Raw genomic sequence first — 18,610 nt, 5'->3', positions numbered from 1 at the left:
CTAAATCTGAATAGCAACGTCTACCTGCAAGTTAGTTAAACGAGATACTTTTTGGCTGTCTGCTGGTTTATCAATGGCGATTTTTACTTCGACAATTCTGCGATCTGTATCTGAGTTGGGGTTAAGACTAAAGATGCTTTGTTTGTCAATTTGCCAGCCAATTTCTTTGACTGTTCCCTGTAGTTTTCCTGAAAATGCAGCACTGGTAAGATTAGCTTTTTGTCCAACTCTCACTTTTTGAATATCTGTTTGATAAACTTCAGCAATGACATTCATTTCTGAGGTTTTACCAAGTTCTGCAAAACCAGAAGTTGCTATTACTTCGCCATTTTTGGCATGAATTTTTAATACTCTGCCATCTATGGGGGATTTGATGTAAGTTAATTCGTGATCTGCTTTGGCTTGTTGAACGGCAGTTTCTGCACTTTTAACTTCACTTTCTGCTAATGCCACATCTACACTACGTACTTCTTTGATGCTGTTGAGTTTGGCAGTTGCTTCTTGAATTTGATCTTGTAAGGTGTTTTTGGTTCTTTGCAGTGTCGCTTTTGCTTCTGTTAATTGTTGTTGGGCTGTTTTTAGTTGTAAAGTTTTGGCATCAGCAATGGAAGCAGAAATTGCGCCATCTTTGTATAATTTCTGATAGCGATCGCTCTCTTTTTGAGCATTTTCTACTTCAGCTTGAATGCGGTTAATTGTCGCGTTTTGTACTGCAATTTCACCTTTTAATTGTGATTCTAACCGAGTAATTGTTGCTTTTTGAGCGTTAATATCTCCGGGTTTTGCTCCAGCTTTTACCTGTGCTAGTTTAGATTTAGCAACTAATAATTTATCAAAAGCTTGTTTGATTGCAGTTTTTGAACGTTCATAGTTTTCTAAATAAGCTAATGTTTGTCCTGCTGTTACTTCATCCCCTTCTGCTACTAATAGTTTTTCTACACGCACACCGTTGATGGAATTAGGAGCAGATAAATAAGTAATTTCCCCTTGGGGTTGTAGTCTTCCTAAAGCAGTGACAGCAAATTTTACAGGAGTGGGTTGAGAGGATGGGTTTTCAGTAGCGGGAAGTGGAGAATTAGATTTTCCCTTTAATTGAGAAAAACTGTAGAAAGATCCTAAACCAGCAGTTAACGCAGTTGCAACTACTAGAATAATTTTCCACTGCTTGGTAGCTTTTTTTAATAGTTGGCTTTCTTTATTTACTGCCATATTTTTATTCCCGTTATTTTTGCTCAGGTATAGTTTTAATAGCGCAAATTACCTAAAATAACCTATCCTTTATCATCTGAAGTTTAGCTAATGGATAAGTCGCATTACTTGTGTGTATGAAGTGTTGTGATAGTTTATTGCAATCTTTACAGGTAACAAGATGAACCGGAAAATCAACAGTGATTGAACTCGGTGATTTAGCTTGCAAGTATCATCAGTTTTATCTTTAATTAGCCTTTGATAAAGTAGCGAGAAATACAAGATAGCTAACTAATAATTTTGTGTTTCCGATAGAACGATTTTCCAGAGAAGTGAATCGAAAAATCTGTAAAAGTTCAATCTAATTCTGCCAAAAAAAATGAATTTTGTCAACAAAGTAAATGGACTTATTTGTTATTGTTACTGAAAATAACTCAAATAATATATTTTCTTGAAAACATGACATAAGAGGTTCATGAATCAACTTTGATATCTGTATTTTTGTGATCAAATAACGATTGATGTTGTCAAAATATAAAGATTCCATCACAAGTTCCTCCTGTGGTCTTAATACAATTAATTACAGCTACTAAATTAAGATTTGCTTTATAAATAACCAATTTGAGTAACAAACTGAGTTATCTTATAAATTCATCAAATACCACAGCCTAATTATCATGTTTCTCTGAGAAAAAAACATTTATGTTCAAATCAACAATGTGTGTATTTAATGATTTGTTGCTTACAAGACAGTTGCTCTAAAACTCTTGATAATGCAAGCGCAAATGACAATAACACACCTAAAACAAAACTTTTATTGTCCAAATTCGAGTAAAGGGATATACCATGATCCTGATAGAATATTGAAAACTGAGTTCATGAGCCAAAAATATTTTTCAAAACTTACTGTCTGTGAACTATTCTATTTTTTCAAATTGTGCTATTCTTTGTATTAATTCAATAATGAAAAGCAGCAAGTCAATTATTCAATGAATTGCAAGTAAAAAGGAAAAAATACCATAAACAAACTCTGTTCTTATCTCGATAAAACCGTTTAAGTATTTTTTCACATTGCATGAATTTAGATTCAAGGTGATGTTATTTCTGTAACGAGTTTGGCAGCTTTTATTGGTTGAATGTCATAAAATATATTAACTTGTTTTCCTAATCACTGGTAATTTAATGCTCACACAAATGCTGACATCATATCTACCGTGATCAGACAACTAACCAATTTACTAACCAATTAGTAACCAAACAAGTTCAGAAAATTTTACCAGTTTCTACAATATCCTAAGTTCTTTGGATGGAGTTTTCTAAATCCTGCTCTCTTTTCTCACACACGCGAGTTTTTACTGATAATGTCTCTAAACAAACAAGAAAAGGAAAGACAACATTGTATAGTATCGTTTCAGGTTTACAGTGTTAGCCAATTACATCAAAACACCAAAGAATCCAATTATTAAAAGGGAAATCAAGGCAGTATTTACCGTGTGGTGTTAATGGATGAAAATGCCTGATTTCTTACACAGCTAAATTAACTAATACTGGTAAGAACAAATGGCTTAATTATTTATGTGTAAGCCACAGAAATTTAAGTAAGTTCTGTAGCTCAACAATTAACAATCCTCAAAATTACTCTATGCCATGATGTCTGCTGATTCAATTAATACTGCCTTGGCAGAGTTAGAGAGCCTTATTAACAGTTGTGAAAAGGATTTGATTAGGTTTATAGAGGAAAGAAAAATGAAGTCAGAAAATCAAATGTCAACTCACAAAATTAACAGACAATTGCAACAAAATCCTATTGCTATTGTGGGGATGGCTTCTCTATTGCCACAAGCTAGAAACCTAAGACAATACTGGTCAAATATTGTTAATAAAGCTGACTGTATTACTGATGTTCCTGAAACCCATTGGAGCGTCAAAGATTACTACGATCCTAACCCCAGAACTCCAGAAGATAAAACCTATTGTAAACGTGGTGGTTTTCTTCCTGAAGTTGATTTTAACCCGATGGAATTTGGGATTCCTCCCAGCATTTTAGAAGTTACTGATGTCTCGCAACTATTAAGTTTAGTAGTTGCTAAAGAAGCAATGGAAGATGCTGGTTATGGTGAATCTCGTGATTTTAACCGGGAGAATGTGGGGGTTATTTTAGGTGTGGCAATGGCTAAACAATTGGGTATGCCATTATCAGCCAGATTAGAATATCCTGTGTGGGAAAAAGTTCTTAAAAGTAGCGGTTTATCTGACGAAGATACTCAGAAAATAGTCGAAAAAATTAAGAGTGCTTACGTTAAATGGGATGAAAACGCATTCCCTGGAATGTTAGCAAATGTTGTGGCTGGACGTATTGCCAACCGTCTCAATTTTGGCGGTATGAATTGTGTAGTTGATGCTGCTTGTGCTAGTTCCTTTGGTGCTTTAAAAATGTCCATTAGTGAACTGGTAGAACATCGCAGCGATATGATGTTAACCGGTGGTGTGGATACCGATAACACCATCATGGCTTACATTTCTTTTAGCAAAACTCCGGCGGTTTCTCCTAGCGAAAATGTCAAACCTTTTGATGCAAAATCAGATGGGATGATGTTAGGTGAAGGTATCGCTATGTTAGTTCTCAAACGCTTAGAAGATGCCCAAAGAGATGGCGATAAAATCTATGCTGTAATTAAAGGTATTGGTACTTCTAGCGATGGTCGCTACAAGAGTATTTATGCACCACGAAAAGAAGGACAAGTTAAAGCCTTAGAACGTGCTTATAATGATGCTGGTTTTTCGCCGGCAACTGTGGGTTTAATGGAAGCTCACGGTACGGGAACAATGGCGGGAGATCCTACAGAATTTGCTTCTTTACACAGTTTCTTTAGTCAATATGATAACAAGAAACAGCATATTGCTTTGGGTAGTGTAAAATCCCAAATTGGACATACAAAAGCCGCCGCAGGTGCAGCAAGTTTAGTGAAAACTGCCCTAGCTTTACACCACAAGATTTTACCACCAACTATCAATATTACTGAACCAAATCCGAAGCTTGATATTGAAAATTCTTCATTTTATTTAAACACTGAAACTAGACCTTGGATACGTGCAGCAGGTGAAGATCCAAGACGTGCGGGTGTCAGTTCCTTTGGTTTTGGTGGCACTAATTATCACGTAGTTTTGGAAGAATATCAAGGGGAGCAACAAGAGGCTTATCGTTTACATAATGTGGCAAGTGAAATGTTATTATTTGCTACCAATCCTAGTGAATTAATCAATAAGTTAGAAGCAAATTTTAATAATTTGCAATCTAGCGATGGTGATAGATATTATTCACAATTGGTTCTCGAATCTCAATCTCTAAGTATTCCTAAAACTGCGGCGAGAATTGGTTTTGTAGCTGAGAATAAAGCAGAGGCTTGTAAGTTACTCAAAGTTAGTATTGACTTACTGAAAAATAAACAATCTGCAACTTCTTGGGAACATCCACAGGGTATTTATTACCGTGCTTCTGGGATAGAATTAGCTGGAAAAGTTGTGGCTTTATTCTCTGGTCAAGGTTCTCAATACCTAGAAATGGGTAGAGAGGTGGTGATGAATTTCCCAACTTTAAGAAGGTTGTATGGGTTGATGGATGGGTTGTTAAATAAAGATAATTTGCAGCCTATTTCGGAAGTTGTTTTCCCTCATCCAACTTTTAATGAAGCGGAGAAAAACGAGCAAATTGCAGCTTTACAAAGAACAGAATATGCACAGCCGGCAATTGGTGTTTTTAGTGCTGGTTTGTATTCTATTTTCCAACAAGCTGGGTTTCAATCTGATTTTACCGCCGGTCATAGTTTTGGTGAATTAACCGCTTTGTGGGCTGCGGGAGTGTTGAGTGAAGAAGATTATTTGTACTTGGTTAAGTCTAGAGGTCAAGCGATGGCTGCACCGAAAGATCCTGATCATGATGCAGGTAGTATGTTAGCGGTGAAAGAAGATATCAGCAAAGTTGAAGCAGTGCTGAAGAACTTCCCGAAAATTGCGATCGCTAATTTCAATTCTCCCACTCAAATTGTTTTAGCTGGTCCTACTGCGGAAATTCAGAAAATTCACCAGAAGTTTCAAGAGTTAGGATATGGTGCTGTTCCTTTGCCAGTATCCGCCGCGTTCCACACACCTTTAATTGCCTTTGCTCAAAAATCCTTTGCCATTGCAACAAAATCTGTATCCTTCCAAAATCCCAAAGTTCCTGTTTTCAGTAACGTTACTGGTAAACAATATCCTCAAGAACCATCCGCCATTCAAAGAGTATTAGAAAGTCATCTTTCTAGCTCAGTTCACTTCAAACAAGAGATAGAAAATATCTATGCTGCCGGTGGTTATTGCTTCGTAGAATTTGGACCAAAACGCATTCTTACCAACTTGGTAAAAGATATTTTGGGTGAGCGTCCATATATTACTATATCTCTCAATCCTAGCACCCAGAAAAATAGCGATCGCTCTCTCAGAGAAGCAGCAGTACAACTGCGTGTAATTGGTATGGCTTTAGGTAATCTTGACCCCTACCAACTACCAGAAACATTACCCACCAAAGAAACCAAAAAAGCCTTAAACGTTAAATTAAGAGGCATTAACTACGTTTCCGATAAAACCAAAAATGCCTTTACCGAAGCACTTAATGATGGTTTCAAAATTCAAGGAGTGCAAGAAATTAAAGAATCTCGGAATTTAGAAGAATCTAAGATTTTAGAAGTTAAAAATTCTGCAACTTCTATAACTCCTGTAACTTCTGTAACTTCTTTCAGCAACGGAAACGGAAATGGTAACGGTAACGGTAACGGTAACGGCAACAAGAAAACACCAGTAATTACTTCTTTGCAAACAGTTTCTCAGATGAATCCTGCTACACCTGTAAATTTAAATCCAGCCACCAAAGAACAATTATCTAAAGTGCCTTATGCGCTGGCAGAGAGTCTAGGAGGGAATATGGAAACACCAGATAAAAACACCAACTTTCAACAGGTTTTGGAAAGTTTAGAAAACCTCCTCAACCAGTTTCAAAATAATCAAAGTGATAACTTAGAAATTCACGGCACATATTTAAATCATCAAATGGAATATGCGAAAACATTTTTCCAATTGATGCAGCAACAAAACGCCCTGTTAATGAACAGTCAAGCTGCCGAAACTGCCCAAATTAAACAATCAATCATGGAAAGTTTCGAGCGCAGCATGGTGCAATTTCACAACCAACAAGCCGAAACTCTCCGCATCCATGAACAATATTTGCGGGAACAAGTAGAATACACCAAAAACTTCTTCCAGCTTATTCAACAAGAATATTCATTACTAATTGACGGTACAGAAACCACACCTGTCATTCCCCCACAATTTACCGAAACACACACCCAAAGTCTACGGGAATTTATCCCCCAAAACCCAGAACCAACTATTACAGAAACAGTTGTTACTCCTGTTAACAAAATAGTAGAAACTCCTGAACCAGTAATAGAACCTATAAATCAAACTGCACCTGTAATAGAACAAGTTCCCATTACAAAAATTGCTGAACCTGTAATAGAAAAGAAACCCGAACCAGTTGCACCTGTAGCATTAATTTCTGAGCCAACAAAACCCGCAGTTAATATTGATGAACTAGGTAAAAATCTCCTAGCAATTACTAGCGAAAAAACAGGTTATCCCATCGAAATGTTAGAATTTGACATGGACATGGAAGCCGACCTGGGAATTGACTCCATCAAACGGGTAGAAATCTTAGGAGGATTGCAAGAATTATATCCTGATTTACCCAAACCAAACTTAGAAGAACTGGCAGAAAAACGCACCATCGGGCAAATAGTTGAATATCTAGGAAAACAGGTTACGGTTAACAGTTCAGAAGTAAAAAATGAGGTAAAAGGTGACAGTTTACAGGTGACAGAAGAGGTGACAGAAGAGGTGACAGGTTACAGGTTACAGGTGACAGAAATAGAGGAAGTAAAACAAGATTTAGTCATTATTACCCAGTCCCCAGTCCCCAGTACCAAACACCCGGATATAGCCGAAACCCTGTTAAGAATTACCAGTGAAAAAACAGGCTATCCAGTAGAAATGTTAGAACTAGACATGGACATGGAAGCCGACCTGGGAATTGACTCCATCAAACGGGTAGAAATATTAGGAGGAATGCAAGAAGCGTACCCCGATTTACCCAAACCAAACATCGAAGAATTAGGCGACCTGCGAACAATTGGACAGATAGTTAACTACCTCCAAAAACTGGTGGCAGGTGAAAAAAAAAAGCTTGATTCTTACCAGATAGAAACACAAACAGAAACAATAAAAAAAGTGGTGGACTTAACCCCACCACTACCAGCAGACCCAAATTTACCTCGTCGTCTAGCCAAACTCAAAACATTACCCAGACCTGATTTTTGGGAATATAAACTCCCAGAAAGACACATTGGATTAATCACAGATGACGGTTCTTTAACTACAACAAAATTAGCCCACGCGCTAATAGAAAAAGGTTGGAAAGTAGTAGTTTTGAGTTTCCCCCAATCAATAGTTCCAGAACAGTCACCATTACCAGTAGGAGTTACCCGCCTCACCTTAGCAAACATGAGTGAAGAACACCTACAACTACTACTGCAAAGTATAACTATTCAACATGGAAAGATTGGGGCATTTATTCACCTACATCCACAATTCACAACCGCAAATCTCGGCTATTCAGAAACAGAAAAAGCGATTGTCAAACACATCTTTTTAATGGCGAAACATCTCAAACAATCGCTGACCACAGCCGCAGAATTAGAAGGAAGAGTCAGCTTTTGTACAGTTGCCCATCTTGACGGTGCATTTGGATTAGACTACACAGAAAACTTCGGAATTATCGGCGCAGGATTATTTGGATTAACCAAGAGTTTGAGATGGGAATGGCCAAAAGTCTTCTTGAGAGCAATTGATTTACATCCCAACTTAGACCCACATCAATCAGCAGAATATATTGTGGGAGAATTGTACGATTCTAACCGATATATTGGCGAAGTTGGTTATAGCTCAAAAGGAAGAGTAACACTCATAGCTGAAGCCGAATAACTTGTAAGGTGGGCAATGCCCACCACACAAAGAAATTGTGTTTCGCGCAAAGATGCAAAGGAGCAAAGACGCAAAGGTAAATATTACTTATTTCCTAAGTACCTCTATTCTTCTTTCTCTTCTTCCTCTCTTCCTTCGTGTCCTTTGCGCCCTTCGTGGTTCAATAAATCTTCTCTTTGCGCCTTTGCGTCTTTGCGTGAGAAAAAAATAAATTTATTCATCAACACAGAATCAATTATAAAGTTGAATTATGACAGCAACACTTCAAGTTAGCCCATCATCTGTATTTGTTGTCAGTGGTGGAGCAAAGGGAATCACTGCACAATGCACAATTAAATTAGCCCAAAATCAACCTTGTAAATTCATTCTTTTAGGTCGTTCAGAAATTACAGAAGAACCAGATTATACCCGTGATTGTTTAGAAGAACCAGCTTTGAAAAAACGCATCATGGAAAATTTGATTTCTCAAGGTAAGAAACCAACACCCATGATGGTACAAAAGATATTTAATCAAATTACTTCCAGCAGAGAAATTAAAAAGACTTTAGCCGCAATTGAAGCAGCAGGGGGAAAGGCTGAATATATCAGCGTTGATGTGACTGATACAGTAGCATTACGAGAAAAACTTAATACTGTTGCTCAAAAGTTGGGGCAAATTACAGGTATTATTCACGGTGCTGGAAATTTAGCAGATAAGTTAATTGAAAAGAAAACATCTGAGGATTTTGAAAAAGTTTATACTGCCAAAGTTCAAGGTTTACAAAATTTACTCAATTGCATTCATCCTGAACAATTACAGCATTTAGTTTTGTTTTCTTCCGTGACTGGTTTTTATGGGAATATTGGTCAAAGTGATTATGCTATAGCTAACGAAATTCTCAACAAATCAGCCCACCAATTTAAAAAACATTATCCCCAAACTCATGTAGTCGCAATTAACTGGGGTGGTTGGGATAGTGGGATGGTGACACCACAATTGAAAAAAGCATTTGCTGAACGTGGAATTGATATTATTCCCGTAGAAATCGGTACACAAATGTTAGTTAATGAACTCCATCCCGCCTTTCAAAATCAATCCCAGGTGGTGATTGGTAGTCCCATGAATTTACCACCCACACCCCTAGAAAGCGAACTAAAAAGTTATCGTCTCCGCAGACGGATGACATTAGCAGAAAATCCCTTTTTATATGATCATACCATTGCCGGGGTGCAAGTATTACCAGCTACCTGTGCCATGTCTTGGATGATTCATGCTTGTGAAGAAATTTATCCAGGTTATCGCTACTTAAATTGCAAAGAATTTAAAGTCTTAAAGGGAATATCCTTTAATTCCACCCTCGCAGATGAATACATTTTAGAAATTCAAGAACTATCAAAAGCTGATGGTGAATTTATAGAATTTCAAACCAAAATATTGAGTAAAAATGCTCAAGGTAAAACCCATTTTCATTTCTCTGCTATCATCAGAGTAGTGGGTAAAATGCCAGAAGCGCCAATCTATGAAGCCATGAATCTCACAGAAGATAACATCATTACCACTATAGGTAAAGAATTTTATCAAAATGGCGATTCATCCTTATTTCATGGACCAGCTTTCCAGGAAATTACCAGGGTATTAAATGTTAACCCTAATAAAATTACCGTCGAGTGTTGCTGGCAAGAAATATCTGAACAAGCACAAGGACAATTTCCCGTTAAATGGCATAATCCCTATACCACAGATATCAGTACCCAATCACTTTGGATATGGTTAAACCACTTTCATCAAGAAGTATGTTTACCAGGACAATTAACGTATTCAGAACAATTTTTAGCAGTACCTTGTAATTTACCATTTTATGTTTCCTGCGAAGTAGAAAATAAAACAGATACAGGAGTAACAGCCAACTTTATCTTACATAGTCGAGAAGGAAAAATATACTCCCGCATTTTAGGAGCAAAAGCAGTCATTTGGCCGATGAAAATGTTAAGTAAGAAATAGATAGATAAAGAAATTGTAGGTTGGGTTAAGCGACAGCGCAACCCAACAACATCAACAAAATGTTGGTTTTTCTCATGTTGGGTTTCCTTACGTCAACCCAACCTACAATTAAAACTTTGAACCACGTTTGGGGGAATCGCGTAAATCCTTAGAAACTTGGGAAAAGAAGTAAAAATCTCTCTCTCTGCGCCTCTGCGCCTCTGCGTGAGAAACTTACTTCTTTCCCTCCTACCCCAACGAGGATTTCAACAGTGGAAAAAATAGCCATTATCGGATTATCCTGCCTCTTTCCAGACGCAAACAATCCTGAGCAATTTTGGCAGAATCTCAGCGCAGAAAAAGACTCAACTTCTGATATTAGCGTAACCGAATTAGGTTTAGACCCTAGCATATTCTACGATAAAACCAAAGGCAAACCGGAAAAATTCTACTTTTTAAAAGGTGGATTTATCCGTAACTTTGACTTTAACCCCAACGAATATAATTTACCTGGGGAATTTGTCCAAAGTCTGGACAATACTTTTAAATGGTCACTGTATGCAGCTAAACAAGCAATTATTAACAGTGGCTATTGGGGAAATCAATCTGCACTCTCTGAATGTGGCGTAATTTTAGGAACTCTCGCTTTACCAACTAAAGCATCAAATCAATTGTTTGCCCCTATTTATCAGCAAACAATAGAACCTGCAATTAGTGAACTTTTACAGGAAAAAGATTTCCGTTTAGGTGGTACATTAACCGCAGCTAAAGCATCACCCTATAATGCAATGGTTTCGGGTTTACCTGCTGCCATAATTTCCCGCGCTTTTAATCTTTCTGGAACTCATTTTTGTATAGATGCTGCCTGTTCATCATCATTTTATGCCATTAAATTAGCATCCCATTATCTGCAATCAAGTAAAGCAGATTTAATGTTAGCTGGTGCTATTAGTTGTTCAGATCCGTTGTTTTTAAGAATGTTATTTTCAGGTATTCAAGGATATCCAGAAAATGGCATTAGTCGCCCTCTTGATAAGTCATCACGGGGTTTAATTACCTCCGAAGGCATTGGGATGTTAATGTTAAAAAGATATGGTGATGCTGTCAGAGATGGGGACAAAATTTTAGCAACAATCTGCGGTAATGGTTTATCTAATGATGGCAAAGGTAAACATCTTTTAAGTCCTAATGCTCAAGGGCAAATGACAGCCTATCAAAGAGCTTATGACGAAGCAAAACTTAACCCCCAAGAAATAGATTATTTAGAGTGTCATGCAACCGGCACTCTCTTAGGAGATACCACCGAATCTAACTCTATTGAAGGATTTTTTGGCGCGAAAAATGCCAAACCCTTAGTAGGTTCAACTAAAAATAATATCGGTCATTTACTCGTTGCTGCTGGCATGGTGGGGATTACAAAAACGATTTTAGGAATGTCTAATAATGTCATCCCTGCAACTATTAATGTCAGTGAGCCGATGGGTTCTGAAAATAATGTGATATCGCCTCAAAACATTGTCAGAACCGCCACACCGTGGCCGAGTAAAGAAACTAAGCGTGTAGCTTTGAGTGCATTTGGATTTGGTGGAACAAACTCTCATTTAATTATTGAGCATAATTCTTGAGCAAGGGGAAGTCAGATAATGAATAATCAAGAAAGAATGAACGCGCAAATGGCGGCAAAAATGGCGATTGTGGGCATGGATGCCTTTTTTGGGGAATGTGATGGTTTAGATGCCTTTGAGGGCAGTATTTACGACGGAAAACAACATTTTATTCCCTTACCTGAAAAAAGATGGCATGGGATTAATGAACAAGAAAAATTATTGCAAGGTTACGGTTTAGAAGCAGGAACAGTACCCAACGGTGCATACATTAAAGATTTTGAAATTGACACATTAGCTTACAAAATTCCGCCCAACGAAGTTGAAAAACTCAACCCGCAGCAAACTTTACTATTAAAAGTGTGCGATCGCGCCCTCAAAGATGGTAACATTCAACCTAATAGTAATGTCGCTGTCATTATCGCCGCTGATATAGAATTATCTGTACATCAATTACAACAACGGTGGAATTCTTCTTGGCAATTAAAAGATGGTTTGAATGCTGCGGAAATTGCCTTACCACCAGAAAAAATCACCCAACTAGAAAACATAGTAAAAGATAGCATTCACCATCAAGTTGATATTGGCGAATATCTCAGTTATGTCGGCAATATCATGGCCAGTCGAGTTTCTTCTTTGTGGAATTTCTCTGGTCCATCCTTCACTATTAACGCCGTAGAAACTGCCACTTTTAAAGCTTTAGAATTAGCAGAAATGCTATTAGCAACTCACGAAGTTGAAGCAGTAGTTGTAGGTGCTGTTGACTTAGCTGGGGGTGTAGAAAATGTCTTCCTGAGAAGTCAATTTGGTAAACTAAATACAGGCATAAATACCCTCAGTTTTGACCAAAATGCAGACGGTTGGAATGTGGGAGAAGGTGCAGGTGCGGTAGTTTTGCAGAGACATGATACCGCATTGCAAAACAATCAACGCATCTATGCAGTCATTGATGGTTTAAGTATTGGTCAATCTCCTGCAATGGCGATAAATGCAGATACCATCAATCAAGTCTGCAAACAAGCATTAAAACAAGCCTGCATCCAACCCCAAGAGGTCAATTACTTAGAAGTCTGCGGTAGTGGCATACCCCAAGAGGACGAAGCAGAAATTCAGGGTATGCTGCAAGCTTATCCTTCGGTGGGAGATGGTTTACACTGTGCCATTGGTAGCGTCAAAGCTAATATTGGTCATACTTTCGTGGCTTCTGGTATTGCCAGTTTAATCAAAACTGCCCTGAGTCTGTACTATAAATATATACCAGCAACCCCCAACTGGTCAGGTGTGAAAACACCGCAAGTATGGGAAGGAAGCCCCTTTTATGTTGCTACCGAGTCTCGACCTTGGTTTTTACAAAAAGAGGTCAAATGTCGAATTTCTGCTATTAACAGTATTGGTTGTGACGGTTCTTTTGCTCACGTTATTTTATCAGAAGAAACCCAACAGGAAGAACGCAATAGCAGATATTTAGAATCACGCCCCTATCATCTTTTTCCTATCAATGGAAATGATGAAACTAGCTTATTAACTGCGTTAAATAACCTAGAAAAAACCATTGAAACTGCTGAATGTTTGAAAACCACAGCCAGTCAAACATTTATCAATTTTCAACAACAACCTAACGCCAATTATACCTTATCTATCACCGGACGCAACCACAAAGAACTCCTCAAAGAAATCAATTCTGCCAAAAAAGGTGTAACCAATGCCTTTGTAAATGGCAAAGATTGGGTGACACCCATTGGTAGTTATTTTACACCCAAACCATTAGGAAAAAATGGCGAAATTGCCTTTGTTTATCCTGCGGCTGTTAACACTTATGTAGGAATTGGACGGACATTATTCCGACTATTTCCTAAAGCCTTTGATGACGTAATTGTTAAAAGTTTGTACAAACGGGCAGCCGATGTTGAAAAATTAGTATTTCCCAGAAGTCTGAAAAAACTAACTACCAGAGAACTAGAAACACTAGAAAAGAAATTGTTAGATGATTCTCTGGCTATGTTTGAAGCAGAAATGCTCTTTACGAGATTCATCACCACAATTATTAGCGATGACTTCCAAATTAAACCCAAATATATCTTTGGTTATAGCTTAGGTGAAACCAGTATGATGGTTGCCCAAGGAGTTTGGAGCAACTTCTATCAAGGAAGTAACACCTTCAACTCATCATCATTATTTGGTGATAGATTATCAGGACAAAAAAATGCTGTCAGAGAGTATTGGGGACTACCAAAAAATTCTGCAAATCATGATAATAATTTGTGGAGTAACTACGTTTTAATGTCTACACCTGACCAAGTTAGAGAAGTTTTAAAAGGTGAAAATCGTGTCTACCTCACCCAAATTAATACACGAGAAGAAGTATTAATTGCCGGTGAACCAGCAGCGTGTGAAAGAGTGATCAAAAAATTAGGATGTAACGCTTTTCCTGCACCTTTTGACCACGTTATTCACGCTCCAGCGATGCAGTCAGAATACCCAGAACTATTCCGACTCAACAACTTACCAGCACAAAAAATTTCCGGAGTTACCTGTTATTCTGCGGCAGAATATCAACCAATTACCTTAGAAAGTGAAGTAATTGCCCATAATATCGCCAAAGGATTATGTCAGGAATTAGACTTTCCTCGCTTAGTCAATCGAGTTTATCAAGACGGTGCAAAAGTATTTATTGAAGCTGGTGCTGGTGGCATTTGTTCACGGTGGATAGATAAAATTCTCAGCAACCAAGAACACATTACCGTATCCTTAAATCGTCGTGGCTTAGATGACCATACATCAATAGTCAAAGCATTAGCAAAACTGCTCAGTCATGGAGTAAAATTAGATATTTCTCCTCTGTATAACCTCTCCCTAGCAACCACCAAACAAAACAAAGCAACATTGAGAAAAGTAACACTAGGTGGCAACTCTATCACTGCCGAAATTTTAAAAGCAGAAAACCGCCAACTGTTCCAAAAAGATACACATCAAAAACCGGAATCAAACACCAATTATCGAGAGTATAAAATCATTAACTCTCTCAAACCATCTTACCAAATTCAACCCCAAGACATTTACCCAGAACCAGAAAAAACGGTCATAAAACCGCTCATGGATAACCGTTTTCAACCCCAAGAAGCATTAAACTTTTCAGAATTAACCTGCACTCAAAAACCCACACCTAAAAAATTACTTCGTAAAATTCACATGAACGATTTAAAAGTAGCTCAGTATCAAAAACTGACCAACAACAACTCCAAATTAACAAAAGCACACACCAGCTTTTTAGAAGCTAGAAAAGACTTCAGCCAACAAATGAGCGAAATCATCAAACTGCAATTAGCTTGCGCTCAAAACTTACTGCAACAGGAAAAATAATGAATAAAACTAACCACAAAGAACGCAAAAAACACAAAGCAATAGAACCACAAAAAACCCTTGACATCTCTTCCTTTCTTACCTTTGCGAACTTTGCGAACTTTGCGGTTTATAAACCATAAACATAGCTACAAAACTTGATAACTTGAGGAAATAACTACCGTGACAACATTTAATACGGTACTCAACAAACCCAACAACGGACTTACCTTCTTCCACATTTCCCAACATCAAACCCAAGCTTGGAGAGGTTCATTAGATTATATTGCCTTTGAACAAAACGCCATCAAACAAAAACTACTCACCCTAGAAAAACCCTGTCATATAGTCAAAATAGCAGGTAACATTGGCGTAACCAACGACGGATATTTAACACCTGCTAACAACGGTGCATCCGAACAAGCAGAACTATTAATATCATTACCAGCATTAGAACTGCAACAATTTGGCGATCGCTCTTTCCTCTCCACCTATAATGTAAAATATGCCTACATGACTGGTGCAATGGCTGGGGGAATAGCATCCGAAGAAATGGTCATTGCACTAGGAAAACAAAAACTTTTAGGTTCATTTGGTGCAGGTGGTTTACCTCCAGAACGCCTAGAAACAGCCATTCAAAACATCCAAACTGCCCTACCCAATGGACCTTATGCTTTTAATTTAATTCACAGTCCCAACGAACCAGCAATAGAACGTCGCGCCGTAGAATTATACTTAAAATATGGCGTTACCACTGTCGAAGCATCGGCATTTTTAGACTTAACTCCTAACATTGTTTATTATCGCATTGCCGGATTAAGTTTAAATTCTAATCATCAAATTGAAATCAAAAATAAAGTCATTGCCAAAATTTCTCGGCGTGAAGTTGCTACCAAATTTATGCAGCCACCCCCAGAAAAAATGGTTAAAGAATTACTTGCCCAAGGATTAATTACCGAACTGCAAGCAAATTTAGCCAGCAAAGTTTCAATGGCTGATGATATTACCGTAGAAGCTGATTCTGGCGGTCATACAGATAATCGTCCCCTCGTATGTTTACTACCTTCAATTATTAGTTTGCGGGACGAAATTCAAGGTAAATATAATTACGAAAAACCCATTAGAGTGGGAGTAGCAGGAGGCATTGGTACACCAGAATCCGCCCTAGCTGCATTTATGATGGGTGCGGCTTATATAGTCACTGGTTCTATCAATCAATCTTGCATAGAATCGGGAGCTTGTGAATACACCAAAAAGTTATTAGCACAAGCAGAAATGGCAGATATGATGATGGCTCCTGCTGCTGATATGTTTGAAATGGGAGTCAAATTACAGGTTTTAAAACGGGGAACAATGTTTCCCATGCGGGCGCAAAAATTATATGAATTATATCGCGCTTATGACTCAATTGAAGAGATTCCCCAAGCAGAAAGAGAGAAGTTAGAAAAACAAATCTTCCGTAAACCTATCGCCGAAGTTTGGGAAGGAACAGCCGCTTATTTATCACAGAAAAACCCTGAAAAATTAGGTAAAGCTGTGAATAACCCTAAATTAAAAATGGCTTTAATTTTCCGTTGGTATTTAGGTTTATCTTCTCGGTGGTCTAGTAGCGGCGAAAAAGGTCGAGAAGTAGATTATCAAATTTGGTGCGGTCCTGCAATGGGCAGTTTTAACGACTGGGTAAAAGGTTCTTATTTAGCAGCACCTCAAAACCGTCATGTTGTTGATGTCGCCAATCACATTATGTTAGGAACTGCCTTTTTATATCGTATTCAAAACCTAAAATTCCAAGGTTTGCAACTTCCCAGTTTTTACAGTCAATATCAACCCGTTAACTCTACATTGGAGATGTAAAAATGAGTTTAACAACTACTTATAATGCTGCTCAAATTCAAGATTTTATGGTGTCTAACTTAGCAGAAGTGCTAGGGACAACACCAGAAGAAATTGACGTTCAAGAACATCTAGAAAATTATGGTTTGGATTCTGCCCAAGCTATGATTATTATTAGTAAATTAGAAAATTTACTAGGTTTTAAACCCTCTCCGGTTTTATTGTGGCATTATCCCACCATCGCTGCGCTTTCTCAACGTTTATCAGAAGAAAATCCCGAAAATGCCCAGTTAGAAAACTCCAGCAATGGTACTGTTAATAATGTCAATATTCCTGTACCATTTTTAGATTTAGGTGTGGAAGTGGTGCTAGATCCCACTATTCAACCAGTGGGTAATAATGCGATTGCTGTTACCAATCCTAAAAACATCTTTTTAACAGGGGGGACTGGTTATTTAGGGGCGTTTATTATTAAGGAACTTCTCACAGAAACCCCAGCAACTATTTATTGTTTGGTACGTGCTGCTGATGTTGCCGAAGCTAAGAGCAAATTAATTAAAAATCTCCAACAGTATGCCATTTGGGATGATCAATATAGTGAGCGTTTAATACCTATTGTTGGTGATTTATCGTTACCACTTTTAGGCATTAGTGCAGAACAATTTGAAAATTTAGCTGCCAATATTGACACCATTTATCATAGTGGTGCTTTGCTGAATTATGTTTATCCTTATTCGGCATTAAAAGCAGCAAACGTATTAGGAACTCAGGAAGTTTTAAGGTTAGCTTGCAAAACCAAAGTTAAACCTGTACATTACGTTTCTAGCGTTGCTGTTTTTGAATCTACCGCTTACGCTGGTAAGGTAGTTAAAGAACAAGATAGCTTTGATGATTGGCAAGGTATTTTCTTAGGTTATTCTCAAACAAAATGGGTAGCTGAGAAGTTAGTTAAAATTGCTGGTGACAGAGGATTACCGATTACAATCTACAGACCACCTTTAATTGCTGGAGATAGCCAAACTGGGATTTGTAACACCCATGATTTTATCAATTTAATGATTAAAGGTTGTCTACAAATGGGATGTTTTCCCGATGTAGATTATATGTTGGATATGTCCCCTGTAGACTATGTAAGTAAAGCAGTAGTTTACTTATCTAGACAGGAAAAATCCATTGGTCAAGCTTTCCATTTGCAACATCCCCAACCCGCTTCTTTAAAATCATTGGTGGAATGGATACGCACCTTTGGCTTTAAATTAGAAATGATTCCCTACGAACAATGGCAAAATGAATTAATCAATAATGTCACTGACCAAGAGAATCCATTATACACCCTGAAACCCTTTTTATTAGAGCGTTGGTCTGATGAACAAATCACCATTCCTGATTTGTATTTGCAAGCAAGAAGACCAATTATTAGCTGTGAAGAAACCCTGGAAGCATTGAAAGGAAGTTCTATTGTTTGTCCGCAAATTGATTCACAATTATTAATCACTTACACCTCCTATTTAATGCAAACAGGTTTCCTGACTCTCGCATAATTATAGTCTTAAAAAAGTAGGGTGGGCATTCCCCACCTTACAATCTAATAATTTTAGCTGAATAACACCAGTTT

The 18,610-nt window shown here is 37.7% G+C and carries 9 protein-coding genes; 7 read left to right on the top strand and 2 right to left on the bottom strand.

Annotated elements, in window-relative coordinates; genetic code table 11:
* Entirely contained in the window at positions 1-1,209 is a 1,209-nt protein-coding gene (locus PN497_RS01990; protein WP_096572233.1) for an ABC exporter membrane fusion protein, read from the bottom strand.
* A gap of 1,629 nt (positions 1,210-2,838) precedes the next feature.
* Here PN497_RS01990 and PN497_RS01985 point away from each other — a divergent pair.
* Positions 2,839-8,259, top strand: coding sequence for a type I polyketide synthase (locus tag PN497_RS01985; protein WP_096572232.1), 5,421 nt, complete (start codon positions 2,839-2,841; stop codon positions 8,257-8,259).
* A gap of 104 nt (positions 8,260-8,363) precedes the next feature.
* On the opposite strand, the gene PN497_RS01980 is transcribed toward PN497_RS01985, so the two are convergent.
* Positions 8,364-8,486, bottom strand: coding sequence for a hypothetical protein (locus tag PN497_RS01980; RefSeq protein WP_272109451.1), 123 nt, complete (start codon positions 8,484-8,486; stop codon positions 8,364-8,366).
* Between the two features lie 23 nt (positions 8,487-8,509).
* Here PN497_RS01980 and PN497_RS01975 point away from each other — a divergent pair, with 23 nt between their 5' ends.
* The 6 genes from PN497_RS01975 (at position 8,510) to PN497_RS01950 (ending at position 18,536) form a co-directional block, all read left to right on the top strand.
* Entirely contained in the window at positions 8,510-10,240 is a 1,731-nt protein-coding gene (locus PN497_RS01975; protein ID WP_096572231.1) for an SDR family NAD(P)-dependent oxidoreductase, read from the top strand.
* A 251-nt stretch (positions 10,241-10,491) separates the two neighbouring features.
* On the top strand, positions 10,492-11,844 hold the full coding sequence (locus tag PN497_RS01970; RefSeq protein WP_096572230.1) for a beta-ketoacyl [acyl carrier protein] synthase domain-containing protein: 1,353 nt from the start codon (positions 10,492-10,494) through the stop codon (positions 11,842-11,844).
* An 18-nt stretch (positions 11,845-11,862) separates the two neighbouring features.
* The gene (locus PN497_RS01965; RefSeq protein WP_272109449.1) at positions 11,863-15,183 is read left to right on the top strand and encodes a type I polyketide synthase; all 3,321 of its coding nucleotides are present in this window, start codon (positions 11,863-11,865) and stop codon (positions 15,181-15,183) included.
* Positions 15,183-15,305, top strand: coding sequence for a hypothetical protein (locus PN497_RS01960; protein ID WP_272109448.1), 123 nt, complete (start codon positions 15,183-15,185; stop codon positions 15,303-15,305). The genes PN497_RS01965 and PN497_RS01960 overlap by 1 nt, the downstream gene beginning before the upstream one ends.
* 40 nt (positions 15,306-15,345) lie before the next feature.
* Positions 15,346-17,016 carry a PfaD family polyunsaturated fatty acid/polyketide biosynthesis protein gene (locus PN497_RS01955; protein WP_096572229.1) on the top strand — a complete coding sequence of 557 codons (1,671 nt, stop codon included), beginning with the start codon at positions 15,346-15,348 and terminating at the stop codon, positions 17,014-17,016.
* Between the two features lie 2 nt (positions 17,017-17,018).
* Entirely contained in the window at positions 17,019-18,536 is a 1,518-nt protein-coding gene (locus tag PN497_RS01950; protein ID WP_096572228.1) for a thioester reductase domain-containing protein, read from the top strand.
* Positions 18,537-18,610 lie beyond the last annotated feature (74 nt).

This window comes from Sphaerospermopsis kisseleviana CS-549 (assembly GCF_028329225.1).
Lineage (GTDB): Bacteria > Cyanobacteriota > Cyanobacteriia > Cyanobacteriales > Nostocaceae > Sphaerospermopsis > Sphaerospermopsis kisseleviana.
Note: the sequence above shows the minus strand (reverse complement) of the source record. Positions and strands in the feature narration are given on the sequence as shown.

Bases quoted from the DNA above. Each gene is read 5' to 3' on its own strand.
- PN497_RS01960 (WP_272109448.1), top strand. From the start codon at position 15,183: ATGAATAAAACTAACCACAAAGAACGCAAAAAACACAAAGCAATAGAA.
- PN497_RS01965 (WP_272109449.1), top strand. From the start codon at position 11,863: ATGAATAATCAAGAAAGAATGAACGCGCAAATGGCGGCAAAAATGGCG.
- PN497_RS01975 (WP_096572231.1), top strand. From the start codon at position 8,510: ATGACAGCAACACTTCAAGTTAGCCCATCATCTGTATTTGTTGTCAGT.
- PN497_RS01985 (WP_096572232.1), top strand. From the start codon at position 2,839: ATGTCTGCTGATTCAATTAATACTGCCTTGGCAGAGTTAGAGAGCCTT.
- PN497_RS01950 (WP_096572228.1), top strand. From the start codon at position 17,019: ATGAGTTTAACAACTACTTATAATGCTGCTCAAATTCAAGATTTTATG.
- PN497_RS01990 (WP_096572233.1), bottom strand. From the start codon at position 1,209: ATGGCAGTAAATAAAGAAAGCCAACTATTAAAAAAAGCTACCAAGCAG.